General features: G+C 44.8%; 13 protein-coding genes. 6 read left to right on the top strand and 7 right to left on the bottom strand.

The genetic code is table 11. The features are described from left to right. Nucleotides 1-114: 114 nt before the first annotated feature. From AK824_RS06680 to AK824_RS06660, 5 genes are all read left to right on the top strand, one after another. On the top strand, nucleotides 115-708 hold the full coding sequence (locus AK824_RS06680; protein ID WP_057760062.1) for a c-type cytochrome: 594 nt from the start codon (nucleotides 115-117) through the stop codon (nucleotides 706-708). Nucleotides 709-863: 155 nt separating this feature from the next. Further along, the gene (locus AK824_RS06675; RefSeq protein ID WP_057760060.1) at nucleotides 864-1,517 is read left to right on the top strand and encodes a DUF411 domain-containing protein; all 654 of its coding nucleotides are present in this window, start codon (nucleotides 864-866) and stop codon (nucleotides 1,515-1,517) included. A gap of 119 nt (nucleotides 1,518-1,636) precedes the next feature. Then, complete coding sequence (locus AK824_RS06670; protein ID WP_057760058.1) at nucleotides 1,637-3,337, top strand: copper resistance system multicopper oxidase; 1,701 nt, start codon at nucleotides 1,637-1,639, stop codon at nucleotides 3,335-3,337. A 25-nt stretch (nucleotides 3,338-3,362) separates the two neighbouring features. Continuing rightward, complete coding sequence (locus AK824_RS06665; RefSeq protein ID WP_057760056.1) at nucleotides 3,363-4,331, top strand: copper resistance protein B; 969 nt, start codon at nucleotides 3,363-3,365, stop codon at nucleotides 4,329-4,331. Between the two features lie 43 nt (nucleotides 4,332-4,374). Then, nucleotides 4,375-4,842 carry a DUF305 domain-containing protein gene (locus AK824_RS06660; protein WP_057760055.1) on the top strand — a complete coding sequence of 156 codons (468 nt, stop codon included), beginning with the start codon at nucleotides 4,375-4,377 and terminating at the stop codon, nucleotides 4,840-4,842. 35 nt (nucleotides 4,843-4,877) lie between these two features. Here AK824_RS06660 and AK824_RS06655 read toward each other — a convergent pair whose 3' ends face one another. Together AK824_RS06655 and AK824_RS06650 are read right to left on the bottom strand one after the other, a co-directional pair. Next, nucleotides 4,878-5,099, bottom strand: coding sequence for a putative antibiotic biosynthesis monooxygenase (locus AK824_RS06655; RefSeq protein ID WP_057760053.1), 222 nt, complete (start codon nucleotides 5,097-5,099; stop codon nucleotides 4,878-4,880). 171 nt (nucleotides 5,100-5,270) lie between these two features. Next, nucleotides 5,271-6,410: an alkene reductase gene (locus tag AK824_RS06650; protein WP_057760051.1), complete on the bottom strand. Its 1,140-nt coding sequence runs from the start codon at nucleotides 6,408-6,410 to the stop codon at nucleotides 5,271-5,273. A gap of 173 nt (nucleotides 6,411-6,583) precedes the next feature. Between AK824_RS06650 and AK824_RS06645 the strand changes: the two genes are divergently transcribed. Then, the gene (locus AK824_RS06645) at nucleotides 6,584-7,468 is read left to right on the top strand and encodes a LysR family transcriptional regulator (RefSeq protein ID WP_057760049.1); all 885 of its coding nucleotides are present in this window, start codon (nucleotides 6,584-6,586) and stop codon (nucleotides 7,466-7,468) included. 164 nt (nucleotides 7,469-7,632) lie between these two features. On the opposite strand, the gene cobA is transcribed toward AK824_RS06645, so the two are convergent. The 5 genes from cobA to AK824_RS06620 form a co-directional block, all read right to left on the bottom strand. Then, nucleotides 7,633-8,496, bottom strand: coding sequence for a uroporphyrinogen-III C-methyltransferase (cobA, locus tag AK824_RS06640; RefSeq protein WP_057762478.1), 864 nt, complete (start codon nucleotides 8,494-8,496; stop codon nucleotides 7,633-7,635). Nucleotides 8,497-8,701: 205 nt separating this feature from the next. Continuing rightward, nucleotides 8,702-12,202: a nitrate reductase gene (locus AK824_RS06635; RefSeq protein WP_057760047.1), complete on the bottom strand. Its 3,501-nt coding sequence runs from the start codon at nucleotides 12,200-12,202 to the stop codon at nucleotides 8,702-8,704. Continuing rightward, entirely contained in the window at nucleotides 12,199-13,677 is a 1,479-nt protein-coding gene (locus tag AK824_RS06630; RefSeq protein ID WP_227511218.1) for an NAD(P)/FAD-dependent oxidoreductase, read from the bottom strand. Before AK824_RS06630 ends, AK824_RS06635 begins: the two co-directional genes overlap by 4 nt. 52 nt (nucleotides 13,678-13,729) lie before the next feature. Continuing rightward, on the bottom strand, nucleotides 13,730-15,856 hold the full coding sequence (locus AK824_RS06625) for a bifunctional protein-serine/threonine kinase/phosphatase (protein WP_319823144.1): 2,127 nt from the start codon (nucleotides 15,854-15,856) through the stop codon (nucleotides 13,730-13,732). 16 nt (nucleotides 15,857-15,872) lie between these two features. Continuing rightward, nucleotides 15,873-17,381, bottom strand: coding sequence for a NarK family nitrate/nitrite MFS transporter (locus AK824_RS06620; RefSeq protein WP_057760045.1), 1,509 nt, complete (start codon nucleotides 17,379-17,381; stop codon nucleotides 15,873-15,875). Nucleotides 17,382-17,394: the final 13 nt, after the last annotated feature.

The following is a 17,394-nucleotide window of genomic DNA, read 5'->3' as shown; positions in this document are numbered from 1 at the left end:
TATGCTTAGCGAGGATGACGCTGTAGCGGATTTATATAGACTTGACTATATTGTCAGAGAAGCTGATCAAGCAGTAATGGGATATTAAAGAAAATGGATTTTTAGGACAAACCTATGAAGTTCTTGTTAGGAATACTTTTTACTGTCTTTGTCGCTATTACGGGTATTTTTATTACGGTGACTAGTGGCATGATAAATATCGGTGCTGATCGAGCTCATAGTCCGCTGGTTTACGATTTTTTAGAAACTGCCCGCACACGCTCGATTGAACATGCCAGTAAGAATATTTTGGTTCCCAATTTAAAGAAGGCGGAAATGATCAGCTCGGGCGGTGCAGATTACAAAGATATGTGTGCAGGCTGTCATTTGTCTCCCGGCGTCAACAGCACAGATTTAAATAGCGGTATGTACCCAAAGCCTCCTAATTTTACCGAGGCGGATATCGTTAAGCGCTATCAAACCGAAGCTGGTGCCAGACAAAGCTTTTGGGCGATTAAACATGGCATTATGGCGTCTGGCATGCCCGCTTGGGGCGCTACTCACGATGATGACAGGATGTGGGCGATGGTCGCTTTTATTAGATCGTTACCTGACCTAAATGAAAACCAGTACACCATGCTAACGACTCGGTTAGACGATAGTATGTTGGATATGTCATTTGATGGTGAGATGGATATGTCAGGTGATGGATCCGACATGCAACATTGATTTTTTGTACAAAATGCAGTGCTCAATAGTGCTGCTTTTTTCGATTTGAGTTTTAAGCTTTACTAGTACTATTTTATCCAGTGCTATTTTATCCAGTGATTTGGCTCTAATTTTTATAATATTTAATCGTCAGACAGACGCTCGGGAGTGGTTTTATGAGACGCTATACCAATAGATTTATTAATGAACATCATCAGATATCTGGCCGTGTGCTCTCGGCGATCGTGGTATTGCCATTATCGTTAACGATTGCCGCTTGTAGTCAACCTAATTCCGCTGCTGCTGACTCAACACCAGCGACTGAGCCAACTATTGCTACGCAAAACGTGCAAACTACGCACACGGAGCAACCAACAGCTGAAACGACACCTATCAGCGCTCCTTCAGATACCCAATCAACTATCCTAAAAAACATCTCAGCCACCGTCTATAAAGATGCCAATTGTGGCTGCTGCAAAGAATGGGTTGGTTATGCCGAAGGTCATGGTCTAAACGCAACCGCACAGAATGTCGAAGACGTATCCTTATTTAAAGAGCGATACAGCGTACCGCAGCAAATGCGCTCTTGCCATACCACCGTTACTACCGATGGCTACGTTTTCGAAGGTCATGTCCCTGCTAAGTATATGGCGCAGTTCCTAAAAAACCCGCCAAGTGATGCGATCGGACTTGCCGTACCGAGCATGCCAGTCGGTAGCCCTGGTATGGAATACCAAGATAAATTTATGCCATATAAAGTGATGCAGCTTAACAAAGATGGCTCAACAGCTATTTATGCAAGTATTGACACACCGCAGCAGCAAATCTAGCTTGGTTGTCGTTTAAATAGCTTATCCAGCTCTGTTAATAAGCGGCTAAAGACATAGGCTTAGCTGATAAACATACAGACTCAACTCTCACTTTATAGATATAAATCAGGTGAATAATTATGAACAAAACTATGCTTAACCGCAGGCGTTTTTTGACAGGATCTTCTACCTTGTTAGGGGCATCCATGCTGTCCACCCTACCGTCTATTGCCAATAGTGCGCTCGGTAAAGGCCAGCAGAATGTAGCCGTCAACAGTGATAAATCTGACCATATCGTACCTATCCTAACCGGTAATGAGTTTGACCTGTATGTCAGCAAGAAGCCTGTCACTGTCAATGGCAAGTCGAGTATGGCAACCCTCATCAATGACTCATTACCAGCGCCAACGCTAAAGATGCGTGAAGGCGATACAGTAACCATTCGTGTTCATAATCAGATGAATGAGTCAACCTCTATCCATTGGCATGGCTTGCTCGTACCTTTTGAGATGGATGGCGTACCAGGTATCAGTTTCGATGGCATTCCTGCAAATAGCACCTTTACTTATAAATTCAAACTTAAACAATCAGGCACCTATTGGTATCACTCACACAGTGGTTTCCAAGAGCAAACCGGTATGCTTGGTGCTATCGTCATTGAACCCAAAGGCCGTGAGCGTCATCCAATCGAGGAAGACCATGTAATCGTGCTGAGTGATTGGACGCACCGCGATCCGCACAATCTCTTGAAGTTGCTCAAACAGCGCGCTGACTTTGATAACTATCATTTGCCGGATTTCAAAAAACTATTGTCTGATATTGCCGCAACAGATTTAGAAGCTGCTTATGACAAGCGCAAAATGTGGAATCAGATGCGCATGATGCCGACGGATTTTACTGATTTATCTGGCGAAAAGACCTTTACCTATCTGATGAATGGTAAAACCACAGCGGCTAATTGGACACAACTAGTAAAAGCAGGACAGCCCGTTAAATTACGCTTTATCAATGCTTCAGCACAGACGATATTCGATGTGCGTATACCGGGTCTCAAAATGACGGTGGTAGCAACAGATGGTATTGATGTCGCACCTGTTGCGATTGATGATTTCCGCATTGGCGTGGCTGAGACCTATGATGTCATCGTCACGCCTACTCAAGACGCACATACGATATTTGCCCAAAACATCGATCGTTCAGGCTATGTCGCGACCACGCTTGCGACCAAAAAAGGCGCGCGAGCTGCCATACCGGCTATGGACAAGATCGAATGGCTAACCATGGCCGATATGATGGGTGCGATGGGTGATAAAGGCTACAAAGCAAAGCATGCTAAGACCGAGTATGACTTTAAATCTGATATGCGTGTCGACAGTCCACGTATGAACCTCGATGATCCCGGTATTAACCTGCGCAATATCAATCGTGACGTGCTGAATTATAGTCAGCTGCGCTCTGTCGATGAGGCTATATTTGCGGAGCAGCGCAAGCCTACTAGAGAGATCGAGCTACATTTAACGGGTAACATGGAGCGCTATATTTGGGCGTTAGATGGTGTCATGTTTAAGGCTGCAACGCCTGTCAATATTAAGCCTAACGAGCGCGTGCGTATCACCTTAGTTAATGACACGATGATGAACCATCCTATGCATCTGCATGGTATGTGGAGTGACTTGCGCACGCCATCTGGAGACTTTCAAGTACGTAAACATACGATTGTGGTGCAGCCAGCGCAAAAGATTAGTTTCGATGTGACGGGAGAAGTTGGACGATGGGCATGGCACTGTCATCTGCTGTATCACATGGAAGCCGGTATGTTCCGAGAAGTTGCCGTTGTTTAACAAACCTTCAAATATGAGGCTTATTATGAAAATATTTAAGAAGAATCTGCCATTCATTGGTTTGTCATCGCTAGTCTTGCTCACGTCATCTTTTGCAACAGCTGCTGAGATGTCTGATATGGATCACAGCGGCATGGATATGTCAGGCGATATGTCTGATATGGCTCATAGCAGCATGGATATGTCGGGCGATATGTCTGGTATGGATCATAGCGGTATGGATATGTCAGGTGATATGTCTGGTATGGATCACAGTGGCATGGATATGTCTGGTATGCAAGGTGGGCAGCCACCAGCCGATACTCGCAGTCCAGACTATTCAAATGGGGTTCCCTACGGACAGTATGGTAAGCCAATGATGATGGGCAGCATGCCATTATGGGGAGTGTCAGTAGACGACTTTGGCTATCAGTTTGATGAAGACCAAATCAACTTTGAGGCGACGGGTTGGTATGGTACTGATAGCAATCGTATAAGACTACGCACGGAAGGTAGTGCTCATACTAAAGATGATAGAGAAATCGATAGCTTAAGCTCCCTTGCTTATTGGAAACCACTGAGCATTTTCTGGAATGGTGAAGCTGGTGTCGCTTACGATACTGAAAACGATAACGCTGCCATAATGGCAGGTATTGTCGGTACCGCGCCTTATTTTATCGAAACGGATGCGAGAGCCTACTTATATACCGATGGTCAACTTCGTCTTGATCTGGGCGCAGAGTACGAATGGCGTTTGGATCAGCATTGGGTAGTCATACCGGAGGTTGGACTGACTGCCTTTAGTAAAGATGACCATGATAATGGTATTACCAAAGGCTTTAATGAGATGGAAACTGAGGTCAGGCTGACTTACGAGACATTCAGTCGCCAGCTAGCTCCTTATGTAGGTGTTAGTTATGAGACAGCGCTTGGCAAGGCTCGTGGCCAACGACGTCAAGAAAATGAATCAGTTGATAGCAGTAGTTTGACTGCGGGGGTTAAATTCTGGTTTTAACTGTCTACCCATTTTAATTTAACAAAACAATGGAGGTCATATCATGGAAGCTGCTAAGCAAAAAAATATGAACCCTTATGTAAAATTTACCTTAATGATTCTGACATCGACTGTCATCATGTATATCATGATGTACTTCAATACCTACCAGTGGGATCACATTTACTTTAGTGAAACCCGAGCTTATATGGCGCTATACATGGGTGCCGGTATGGCAGTCGTCATGTTGGCATTTATGACCAATATGTATAAGAAGACCAAGGTCAATTTGATGATCTATGGTCTAAGTGTATTGATGTTTGTAGTTGGTATTTGGGGCGTTAGATCTCAAGGGACTGTCGATCAAGTCGATTGGATGCAGGCGATGATACCGCATCACTCGATTGCCATTCTCACCAGTAGTCGCGCTGATATTGAAGATCCGCGTGTACAAAAGCTTGCTGATGATATTATAAAAGCACAAAAGCGTGAAATCTCTGAGATGAAGCAGTTGATTGATGAGCTTGAATAAGAGAATGGTGTACCAGTGAACGCTGCGAAAAGCGATTACTTTTTTCTGCTCAGACGCTCAATGACCCAGCCTGCTAGTGGGAAAGACACCAACTGTGTCAGTGGAACAAGTATTATCGTTTCAATTAATACCACCACTGGCAGGCTTAATCCTTGGGTCACAGGCTTCAATAACGTCAATACGATTAGGAGCGTTGGATAAAGTCCGACATATCCTATCAATATGCGTATAAGTCTGTCTTTGGAATTCTGATTCATTGCCTACTACCTATTGATAAAACGATAAAAGAAAAACCTTTAAGCGACAAAAACAATAATTGTCGCTTAAAGATTGACTGTCTGTGAATATCCAACAAGTCACAAATTTATAAATGAAAATAAGGCCATTAGTATTAATGGCCTTATCTCAGTCACTGTTTATGTACTTTGCTATTCTTGATAGTAAGGATAATCACTGTAGCCCACATCAGTACCACCATACATCGTGGTAGGATCTACTTCATTCAATGGCCAGTTATTGGCAATACGCTCTGGCAGATCAGGATTGGCGATAAAAGGACGACCAAACGCGAATAAATCACCGTAGCCTTTTTCTAAAATGTTCACAGCTTTTTGTACCGTGTACTTGCCAGCATAAATAATACGGCCTGAAAACTCTTCTCTGACTGCTTGATAAAAAGTGTCTGGTAAATCAGGCGCATTATCCCAATCAGCTTCTGCAATGGACAAATAAGCAATACCCGCTTGCTCAAGGACTTTAATCGCTTCAATATACGTATGATGAGGATCTGACTCTACCAATCCTAAATACACGCGTGTCTCATCCGTACTCGCAAACAAAGGCGCAAAGCGTACGCCTAAACGATCAGCACCCACCACTTCACTGACAGCAGCCACGATTTCTTTTAAGAAACGCAGACGATTGGTTAACGACCCACCATATTGATCATCACGTGTGTTGCTATGTTCAGAGATAAACTGATTGACCAAATAGCCATTAGCACAATGTAGCTCTACCCCATCAAAACCTGCCTCCAATGCATTGCGCGCAGCTGCCGCATACATCGTTACCAGTTCACCAACCTCATCAGTACTAAGAGCTCGTGGCTCACTTGGATCAGCCAATGCTCCTTCACCCGGACCTGTTTCGATGAAGACTTTTACGTTATCAGCGGTAATATCAGAAGGCCCTACCGGCTGAGCACCGTTAGGCTGCAAGCTGGTGTGCGACACACGCCCTACATGCCAAAGCTGAGCAAAAATAATACCGCCTTTGTCATGTACTGCTTGCGTGACTTTTTTCCAGCCTTCCACTTGGGCTGGTGAATGAATACCTGGCGTCCAAGCATAGCCTTGGCCTCTTGGCTCAATCTGCGTACCTTCCGTCACCATAAAGCCTGCTGACGCACGCTGTGCATAATAGCTGGCCATTAAGTCATTAGGAATATTGTCAGGTTGCGTGCTACGAGAGCGTGTCAATGGCGGCATTACGATGCGGTTTTTGAGCGTATAAGGCCCAAGTGCTACAGATGAAAATAATATCTTTGTATTTAGAGTGGTTTGTGTCATAAGTGTCTCTTTTAAAGCAGCTGATGGCTTATTATTGAATGTATTGAGCCTGTTTTGATGCTTAATAGCTCATTTAGTGGCTACTTAAGCAATGTTGGTCAGCATAGCGTTTTAAAGGTACAATTAGAAACAACCAATTATTGTTTAAGATACAACTATTAATGGTACTCATTATGAATGGAATGAATCGGCTCGATATTAAGCAGCTTAGAGTATTAAAGGCGTTACTTGATCTAAAAAACCTGTCACAAGTCGCACGCAAAATGGGGCTGACCCAACAAGCCATCAGTGAGCAGTTGCGTAAGTTACGTGAGGTGTTTGATGATCGCCTGTTTATTCGTCAAGGCAATAGCATGGTGGCAACACCAAAGGCGCTATCGATGCAGCAACCTATTGACCATATATTAAAGCAGTTGGAAGATTTGTTAGAGCCAGAGATTTTTATGCCGCACACATATAAAGGCGTCTTTACAATTAGTGCGACTGACTATGCGACGCAGGCATTATTACCGCAATTGTTTAATATTACGCGACGCGACGCACCTGATCTGAAGCTGATCGTCCGTGATTTTGCCTCGGACAATATCAATCAGCTGATAGCAGCAGGTGAGCTTGATTTGTTGATTACCTTTCCTGAATTTATCCCAGATAACTTATCGTATGTGACTTTATTTGAAGAACAACATTTATGCGTGACGGGTTGTGAAAATAAACCTCCAATAGAACCATTAACGCTAGCGCAAGTGGCTGCACACGCGCAGCTCGTCGTGTCACCTTCGCGTGCTAATTTACGTGGCTCTCATGATCAATGGTTTGCAGAAAAAGGTCTAAAACGAAATATTGTGATGTCGGTTCCTAGCTTTTCGGCTGTACCAGATATTTTGCACACGACTGACATGATTGCGTTTTATCCTTCGCGATTATTGCCAAGCAGTAAGGTCAAAGAACTTGAGGTGGAAGCATTGCCGCCTACTTTTAAGGTCATAGCAGCATGGCATCCACGTACTGCTGACAGTGGCATACATCGTTGGTTAATCGAGCAATTACGAAATATATAATAATTGACTTAGCTATATCCAACTTTGAAACGACATCGAACACTCTTAAACTTGATGTAAGTATTATCTAGACTAAACATAGTCCTACGCAAGATTCTAGACGGGTGCACATAATCACCTTAGTAACAGTTTCTTAAAATAACAGTTTCTTAAAAGTAGTTATCCTACGCAATACTCTCCAAATTGGGTATTAACTCATTACTGCTTATCACTTTATCAACATCAATAAACTCACCTTTACCCATGGCGCCAAGATTATAGTCTGCAAACTCATGATATAAAGTAACCACATCACCCATGATTAAAAGTGCAGGGGTTGGCAGTTTTGCTTCAGCTTGCTGATCAGCGATATCACTTAATGTGCCGATAAGTACTTGCTGCGTTGGCATACTGGCATGACTAATGATAGCAAAAGGCGTTTCGCTGTCGCGTCCACTTGCTATCAACCCTTGTGTCATCTCATGCAAACGGTGCAAACCCATGTAAAACACAACTGTCTGGCTGCTGTCCATTAGCTCACTATAATCATTATTGGGCGCGCCATTTTTTTTGCAAGCAGTGACAAACTTGACCGATTGAGCATGGTCACGGTGCGTTAGTGGAATTCCTGTACGGCTAGCAGCGGCACTTGCGGCAGTAATACCTGGAATAGTCTCAAAATGAATGCCATGACGCACCACTTCCTGCAGCTCTTCGCCGCCGCGCCCAAAAATAAAAGGATCGCCACCTTTTAGACGAACCACCATTTTACCTGCCAGCGCGTGTTTGACCAGTAGCTCATTAATGCTCTCTTGTGGCAATGCATGGTTGGCGCGGCGCTTACCAACGAATATTTTTTCAGCCGTGCTCGCGCACATATCCAAAACATCCTCAGACACCAGGCTGTCATACAACACTACCTCTGCACGCTGCATCACCCGCCACGCTTTTAAGGTTAATAGCTCAGGGTCACCAGATCCTGCACCAATCAGATGCACAGTGCCTCTTTTGTTGCCAGTTTGCACGTTTTCTGTGCCGTATTGACCCATTAGTGGATAGGCCTCATGCGTTGAGATAGCGGCAGATATATTGGTCATGATGGTGACTCCTAATAACAGCGTGAATACAGCAAAATGGGCAACCAAAAGCAAAGTTGTCAATAAATCCCTACTCTACAATGGCTTATTGTTCATAACACAACACTCAACCGGTAGTTGCATATAAACGGTTGCAAGCGACGTGCCATACCATCATTTAAGCTTGCGCCAATGCGGCGCATTCTGCGATTAATGCGTTGATTTGCCCCACACAAGATCCACAATTGGTACCTGCCCGGCACTGCTTGCCCACTGCCGTCGCACTAGTACAACCCTGCTGTGTGATAGCGTTGAGAATAGTGTTTTTTCCAACCGACATACATGAGCATACCAAGGGTCCTGGATCAACATACCCACTGGCAGGCCGTCCCGCGAGCAACCACTTATATCGTTGTTTGACAGGTATTTGGCTGGTATCCGTAAAGCAGCTATCGAGCCAATGTACACTCGGTAATTGCGTTTGCGTTGGAGCAACATAAACAGCCATGATCAGTTGTGTACTAGGCCTTTCATCATCTGATACTTGACTAACTATAGCAGTGTTATTTGAGTCTATCTCAGGCGCAGCATGCGTCACAATAAAACGTAATTGATTCTGTACATTATCGACCGTAAACGCCGTATGCATGACACGCTTTTGACAATTTGACTCTGATAATGATTGTATAGACGCTATAAACTGCTGCCAAAACTCGGGGCACGCTAAGGTACTGCTAGCCTCATCCATTGGACTAGCGAGATTGATCAATATACTGTTATTCTGATGACTCAAACTCCAAGTAAGTGCAGGTAGCTCCTCTGGTAAAATATTCTTTGAACGTGCCTCGTATTTTATTTTAGACAATTCTTTCTCTGACGCTTTGGCAGAAAAATTGGCCAAAATAGTACGTAGTTGCACTATAACGGCATCTTGCCATTCAGGATGCACCAAAATCTTACCAAATGATTGCATAGGAACGGGCGTGACACTAATCGCCGTATTTTTGAGCTCTGGCTGCCCTGAATGCGGATCGACGACTGTTGGAATAAGAGGGCCTACTCGGGCGAAGCTAGCAAAAGCATTGCTCCAATGCATGGGCATAAATGCATCACCAACGCGCAACGTATCGCTAATGGCAACTTGCGCCATCACGGTACTCTCTGACTCGTTGCCATCCCTAGCCGTACTCATCACGGTATCATTGACTATGCCATTACTCGCCATGCCATTCTCATAGCTTTCATACTTTTCATACTTTTTGTAGTTTTCATACCTACGATGCAGTTGTACAAAGTCGTTGTCTTGAATACCCAGTTGCCGTGCATCATTAGGATGTATGGTCAGTGTCGGTATTGGCTGATGTTGATTTAACTGCGGTGCAAGGCCAGTGCGAGTCATGGTATGCCATTGATCACGCAGTCTGCCCGTAATCAGGCGTACATGAACCACCTGGCTTTCAGATTGATTATTATGCTCAAACTCACGTTTAGAGAGTGGTCGATGCTCACCAATCAGTTGGGGTTTCTGCCTTCTTTGACGTCGATGCCCATTGGCCGTACTCGCTTCATCAGAGGGCGTAATAGCGATTAACTGTGACTTGGTAACAGTAGCAGCGGAATTAATAATCTCATTTTCTAAAGGTTTTATCTTATCAATCATGGAGATACGCGTACCACCCCATTGAAACGGTAACATCTCTTCGTATGCTTGCTGACTGAGTACGATTGGCTGATATGTTTGATTGCCTTTATGATTAACATGTTGGCTAATATATTGGTGAGCAGATTTATCGGTTGGCATCTCATCTGTTATTAGAGCAGACAAGTCTTTGCTAAGATTCAGGTAGCGAGGATAGGTCTTATTGGAATGAGATACGCTTTGATTATGTGTATTACCATAAGCAGTCAATGCCACATGTTCGTTAAATATCTCGCTAGGATGTTGGTAATCAAACCCCGTTAATCCCATGCGTATGGCAACTTGAGACAGTATCCACCAATCTGGTTTGGCAAGCCCTGGTGCAGGCATTAATTTCCGCTGACGAGAGATGCGCCGTTCAGAATTGGTGACCGTTCCAGATTTTTCACCCCACCCCTGAGCAGGCAATACAATATCGGCACACTTCACCGTATCACTGTCTACCGAGCAGTCAGAAACAATCACCAAATCACATTCAGCAAGCGCTTGGCGAAAATTATCCGCATCTGGCAAGCTGACCACAGGGTTGGTGGCCATAATCCAAATGGCCTTGATACGACCATCCAATATGGCAGCAGCAGCATCGCAGGCTTTGACACCTACATTTGGGGAGATAGCCTGAGGCGACTGCCAAAAGTCTGCTACGAGCTGACGATGATCAGCATTGTCTAGTTCTAAATGCGCCGCCAACAGATTAGCAAGGGCGCCTACTTCTCGTCCACCCATTGCATTAGGCTGTCCAGTGAGTGAAAACGGACTGGCCCCTACTTTGCCCACACGCCCTGTGAACAAATGGGTGTTGATAATGGCGTTGACCTTATCAGTTCCGCTTTGTGATTGATTGACGCCCATACTAAAGGCAGTAACTGTTTTATCAGTGGCGGCAACGCATTCATAGAACTGGCGGATACTATCCGCAGACACTTGACAGGCACTGGCAACTTCATCGATACTCCATGCTTTGGCCGTATTCACCGCATCATCAACGCCCAAGCTTTGGCTAACATATTCATCATCTTGGCAACCCTGCTGATCTAGGTAATGCAGCAACCCATTATATAAATGTGTATCCGTGCCCGCAGCAATTGGCAAATGCAAATCGGCAAATTCACAAGAGTCCGTATGGCGTGGGTCTATCACAATCAGTTTTTTATTAGGATTGGTTTTTTTGGCTGCTAAAAATCGACCAAACAAAATAGGATGGCACCACGCCATATTAGAGCCTACCAGTACCAATAAATCACAAGCCTCCAAATCCTCGTAATTACCCGGCACAAGGTCTGCGCCAAACGCGCGTTTGTGCCCGGCTACTGCAGATGACATACACAGCCGAGAGTTGGAGTCGATGTTGTTATTACCGATAAACCCTTTTATAAATTTGTTAGCCACGTAATAGTCTTCAGTCAGCAATTGACCTGAGACATAAAACATAATGCTGTCTCGCCCGTGTTTGGCGATAGTGTCATTTAAACGACTGGCCACGTCATCTAAAACGGTGTCCCAGTCTGTCTGATTTACAAGTGGCTTGTCAGATAGGTCTTTGGCATTGAAATCATTACCCAATTGCATAGGCTGATGCTGTTGCATGACTGCTTGCTTGTTTTGATAATATGGCTCGGTCAAGCGGCGCGCAGTGCCCAGTGTTTGCGCCAATGCACTCCCTTTGGAGCACAATTTGCCAAAGTTAGCAGGATGATCAGGATCTCCTTTGACGCTCAGCACCTCTGTCTCATTTACGCTCGCTAAAACACCGCATCCCACTCCGCAATAAGGGCACGTCGTGCGGATAGTAGTGATAGAGCTATCAATCAAATCACCATCAGATGACAACGGTGCTTTTTTGATATTTTTGGTGGCGCTTATGTCATGTGTCTCAATGACTCGGCCTGTTGCTTTTTGCACGCTATTAGGCAGGTTGTCCGATTTATTAGCTGGCACTACTTTGCTAGCAGCAGATTCATTGGCGGTAGCGTTATTCATAATGCATCCTCTAACAGTTCAGCCGCTTTATGATGATCGACGTTCCTCTCTGTCTCATTAAATTCTATATCTACTTCCGTAGTTAGCGAATTGTTAAGCGTGATTTCATCCAAATGACAATATGCCTCGCCAAATATGAGTGTGTCTTTGATAGGCGTAATATCAATGTTATCTATAATCAACTGGCTATAAAAGCTGCCATCGCTGGTGTCCCCATAAAGCACAGCACCAATGAGTTTGTTTTCTTTGAGGTACAGACAGTGATAATGGTTTAATTCAGGCTGACGATATACGAGAGTCTCAATAGAGTCGGCAGCGTCATCATCGAAAGCAATTTGCCCTGCAGAAAATGCAGACATACCAGATACTTTTAATTTTAATGACAGCGGTTTACTCACAAAAGGAACCCAGTGATCTGGTACGGCAGCTTTATTGCCTATCACATTTATATCGTTTTCTATCAAGTCATCTTTTAAAACCGTGACCAATGTATCTACCTGCTGATTGACCGGCGCCACCATTCCAAATAGCTCGCCCTCTCGCTCTATACACTCACCAATGGCATAAACATTGGGACAACTGGTATGCATAAAATCATCGACCACAATACCGCGATTAACCTCGATCCCGCTTTGTTTGGCAAGCGCTGTATTGGGTATCACACCCACTGCCATCACGATAAAATCGGCCGCTAGCATGCGCCCGTCCTTTAAAGATAATCCGCATACTTCTCCTGCATCATTCATCTCGATGGCCTCAGTATGGGCAGAAACCGTGAGACCAACCCCTCGGCGACTGAGCTCAGCTTGCAGAAGCTCGGCAGCTGACAGGTCTAATTGGCGATTGAGTACATAACCGTCCATATGAATGACCGTCATGCTCGCGCCCTGTGCCGCCAATGCGCAGGCAGCCTCCAATCCCAGTACGCCACCGCCAATCACCAACCCCGTTTTTCCTTGGCTAGCATAGTCCATCAGAGCGGTCACATCAGCAAGGTCTCGAAACACATGCACGCCTTTAGCCGTGTGATTGGGGAACGGAATGACTCGGGCAGTTGACCCTGTGGCCATTACTACCTTGGCATAATTGAATGTTTGCCCATCATCTAGCTCAATACACTGGTGCCTGGTATCTATTGCCTCTACCGCAACCCCAGACAACACAGTAATACCCAGCTGCTCATACTCTGAGTTATCATATAAATAAGTATCTTTAAACGCTGTGTCGCCAGCCAATACGGGTGACAACATAATTCGGTTATAGCCCACGTGTGGCTCTTTACTGATTAACGTAATTGGCAAACGGGCGGTGTCATCATTTGATTGCGTGCGAGCAAGCTCAATGGCAAAACGACTGCCTGCCATGCCCGCCCCGATAATAACGATGCCAGCGTTTTTTTGATGGTCTGATGCTAAGGCGTGAGTGTTGGTATGAGTATCTACCCTAGTGGAGGCTTGCGACATAGATAGCGACATAAACAGAAAATTCCTTAGCTGTGCGGAGCAGCATTGAATGCAAAACAACGTGTCATGAAAAGTACGCCAACAACAACAATAAAATGATGACAAACTCTATGAAGCAAATGCCATGCCATACCAGTAGAGGGTTACGCTTAATGAGGGGTTCTGGATCGCGGCTGTGCGCCTTATTATCGGGGTTAAAATCTTGTAAAAACTCGCCAATGGCTTGATAGCGCGCGTTAGTGTTGACATGCAGCGCACGCATGAGTGCCTGTTGGCTGGCGTCAGGTACGTTCTGTTGCCGTAGCGGCTGCGCGGGCATGATTAGTGTTTGGTTTGGCATCATTAGTGTTTGGGTATTAAATGGCAATTGCCCCGTCAGCAATTCATAGCCAATCACTGCAATCGAGAACAAGTCAGAATGCACACCTTTTGGTGCATCGGTGTAATATTCTGGTGCAGCATAGTGCAAATCACCATTTGGTGGTCGGGTGCTGTCTTTTAAGATAGAGGAGCTGGCGGAACCAAAATCAATCAGTTTAACGGCGCCAGATTTGGTTAAAAGAATGTTTTCGGGTTTGATATCTTGATGCAGCAGATAGTTGCGATGCATGACTCGAACCGCCATGCCAATTTTGGTGAGTAAATCAAAGGTTTGCCACACATCACAAGGCGCATGACGATCCATAAAGTCCCGTAAACTCTCACCAGCGATATATTCAGTCAAATGATATAAGTATGTGGTACTTGCTGGTACTGGATAGTAACGCAGCAGCCCCGACTCACTGAGTCCAGAACCCACGTTATGACTAATATTGTTGGATGCAGGATTGACAGGCAATCGATTGGGATCAGCTTGATTGTAAGCCGACTCACCCGCACGGCGATGTTTTGATAGGCTCAAACCAATTTTACGTTCTTTTAAAAAATCACGCAGATAGTGACCATCATCCACAGAGTCTAAACTGGGTGATTTTAAAACAAAGTCATGGTTGTATTCATCTTGTACCCAGTACACGTGACTGCGAGCAGTACGAGCAATGATACCAATCACAGTAAAGCCATCAATATGATCGCCTATCTGTAAACCAGTTGGCAGCTGGTAGCGATTCACATCACGTATGACTGTATCCAGATTATCAAAGTCAATACCATCAAAATGACCAATACCCTTTGAGCCATTGATAGAAGTAAAATGGGCTAAGCGTGTGTTCATACTCAGCATGACCATGCTTAGATTATCATGACTGCCTGCACTAAAGGCTTGCTCGCACACGGCTTGACTGGTGTGAAACCCTAGCGGTAATTTGTGTGTAGTAGCCATCAACTGAAATATATCAGTCGCACTGCTGCACAGCTCAAACTGCAACTCTGTGGGCTCTATATGCTCATAAACCCCATCTGTCATGATGGCCAAACACTCGTTTTGATGAAGGGTAAATACTGATTGTTGTAGCTCTAACTGGCTATCTGCGCCAATAGCTGCAGCAAGCGCTCCTTTATCTTGGCCGCGGTGCACGCGGTGATCTTTGCTCAATACTGTCAGACAATCTACCCCAATGCGGTATATTCGAGAATCGCCTGTATGAAACAGGTGAATACGGTCACCGATACAGAGCAAGCCTGATAACGTAGACAACAACGGCGGCACCCGTTGATACGATTGAGGAAAATATAAGATATCGTTGGCTTTGTTGACTGCTGTTTTGATGATAGTGGCGACTTGATCATCGTCAAAACTGATGGATGACGTCTCATCTTGTGATTGTGCCAGTACAGTCAACCCTAATGTGATTTTGTGGGCAACGGTATTCACTACCAGTCGACTTGCCTGTTTTGGAAACTGACAAGCGCTGACCCCATCTGCCATCAGCACCAATAATGGGGCTGATAAGGACGGGGGAGATGTTGAGCGATTAGCATTAGATGATTCTGCACCTGAACATTGATAGGGCAAGCAGGTGGTGATAAGTAAGCTGTCTTGGTTTTCAGTCTTGCGACCTGCCATAGTAAAAAAATCAAGCCACCATAATGCAGTGCTGCCATCATCAATACTCTTACTTTCATTAGTCTCATCAATAGCAACAAACTGACTTGACTCTATCAAAGATGACGAAGTGTTGAAATGAGCAGCCATCTCATCCGCATTTTGACTATTGTTTCTATTGGCATTTGCTGCATGTGTTATCGTCATCTGTCGTCACCCCATACTATCTATGACTCACTTGTATTTCGGCAAATGTGCCATCTGGCATCTCTTCAATAATGATGCCTTCTGGCTCTTTTAAGAGAAACAATGCAAAGAATCCAGCCACTGCTGTCGCGGCAATTACAAAGAAAAACACTTGATAAGACACCAGGCTTAGCACCGTTAAATACACCACTGATCCAACATTGCCATACGCACCTGTCATCCCTGCAAACTGCCCTGTCATACTGCGTTTGATCAGAGGAATCACCGCAAAAACAGCGCCTTCACCTGCCTGTACAAAGAACGAGCAAAACATCGTAATTAACAATGCCAGTGCAAGTGGCCATGTTGAGTCAAGTAAGCCCATTAATAGATACCCGATGGCCAATCCAGCTGTCAAAATCAACAAAGTAATTTTGCGACCAAACTTATCACTTAGCCAGCCGCCACCTGGGCGTGACATGAGATTCATAAAGGCATAGCTTGATGCCAATACCCCTGCCATCACAATCGATAAACTAAAAGTTTCTTGGTAAAACAAAGGAAGCATCGACACGACAGCAAGCTCTGAGCCGAACGTGGCAAAATACAAAATATTTAAGATACCTACTTGCTTAAAATCATAACGATGCGCTACTGGTACAGACGTGGTGAAAACCTCTTTATTAAAACGGTAACTACTGATGAACTCGTAAACATACAGTATCGCAAGGCCAATATAGACCATGATGACACTAGACTGGCTCAGCAAGCTCACACCATCAGGTGATAGTTTCCACGCCAATAGAGCCAATGCCAAATACATAGGCAATTTAAAAACCATCATTAACCAAAAATCACCTGATGACGTCACCATCATGGCACCTGATTTTTTGGGTTTAAAATAAGTGGCCCCTTTGGGTGTATTACGCGCCATCTTATAAAAAATGATGCTATAAATCGCCATCACTACCCCTGACGTGGCTGTTGCATAACGCCACCCTTCATCACCACCGAACACTGCTGCGGCACCAATCGCGATAGTCGGCAATAACAGTGCCGCTGCTGCTGAGCCGAAATTACCCCACCCCCCATAAATACCCTCAGCCGTCCCTAATTCATTGGTTGGAAACCAATCACTCATCAAACGGATACCCACCACAAAGCCTGCACCCACAAAACCCAGTAAAAACCGAGACAGTGCCAAGATGTTGTAGTCCTGCGCGAACGCAAAGGTAAAACAAGGAATAGCACCAATGGCTAAAATGGCAGTATAAACAATACGAGGGCCAAAACGGTCTGTCAGCATCCCGATAATCACGCGGGCCGGAATAGTCAATGCCACGTTTAAAATGAGTAGCGTTTTGACTTGGTCTTTACTCAGATTGAGCGTTTCTCCAATCGCTGATAAAAATGGTGCATGGTTAAACCATACAAAAAAGGTAAGGAAAAATGCCATCCAACCTAAATGAAGGATTTTATTTTTACCCGTAAATGACAAAACATTAAGTTTGTCTTTACTAGATGCAACGGGGGCTGATGATGACATAGGCAACTTCCTC

Source organism: Psychrobacter sp. P11G3, assembly GCF_001435845.1.
Taxonomy (GTDB): Bacteria; Pseudomonadota; Gammaproteobacteria; order Pseudomonadales; family Moraxellaceae; genus Psychrobacter.
Note: the sequence above shows the minus strand (reverse complement) of the source record. Positions and strands in the feature narration are given on the sequence as shown.

What these genes read in the sequence shown, in the direction of transcription:
- AK824_RS06680 (WP_057760062.1), top strand. Translation starts at nt 115, where the DNA reads ATGAAGTTCTTGTTAGGAATACTTTTTACTGTCTTTGTCGCTATTACG.
- AK824_RS06675 (WP_057760060.1), top strand. Translation starts at nt 864, where the DNA reads ATGAGACGCTATACCAATAGATTTATTAATGAACATCATCAGATATCT.
- AK824_RS06670 (WP_057760058.1), top strand. Translation starts at nt 1,637, where the DNA reads ATGAACAAAACTATGCTTAACCGCAGGCGTTTTTTGACAGGATCTTCT.
- AK824_RS06665 (WP_057760056.1), top strand. Translation starts at nt 3,363, where the DNA reads ATGAAAATATTTAAGAAGAATCTGCCATTCATTGGTTTGTCATCGCTA.
- AK824_RS06660 (WP_057760055.1), top strand. Translation starts at nt 4,375, where the DNA reads ATGGAAGCTGCTAAGCAAAAAAATATGAACCCTTATGTAAAATTTACC.
- AK824_RS06655 (WP_057760053.1), bottom strand. Translation starts at nt 5,099, where the DNA reads ATGAATCAGAATTCCAAAGACAGACTTATACGCATATTGATAGGATAT.
- AK824_RS06650 (WP_057760051.1), bottom strand. Translation starts at nt 6,410, where the DNA reads ATGACACAAACCACTCTAAATACAAAGATATTATTTTCATCTGTAGCA.
- AK824_RS06645 (WP_057760049.1), top strand. Translation starts at nt 6,584, where the DNA reads ATGAATGGAATGAATCGGCTCGATATTAAGCAGCTTAGAGTATTAAAG.
- cobA (WP_057762478.1), bottom strand. Translation starts at nt 8,496, where the DNA reads ATGGGTCAATACGGCACAGAAAACGTGCAAACTGGCAACAAAAGAGGC.
- AK824_RS06635 (WP_057760047.1), bottom strand. Translation starts at nt 12,202, where the DNA reads ATGAATAACGCTACCGCCAATGAATCTGCTGCTAGCAAAGTAGTGCCA.
- AK824_RS06630 (WP_227511218.1), bottom strand. Translation starts at nt 13,677, where the DNA reads ATGTCGCTATCTATGTCGCAAGCCTCCACTAGGGTAGATACTCATACC.
- AK824_RS06625 (WP_319823144.1), bottom strand. Translation starts at nt 15,856, where the DNA reads ATGACGATAACACATGCAGCAAATGCCAATAGAAACAATAGTCAAAAT.
- AK824_RS06620 (WP_057760045.1), bottom strand. Translation starts at nt 17,381, where the DNA reads ATGTCATCATCAGCCCCCGTTGCATCTAGTAAAGACAAACTTAATGTT.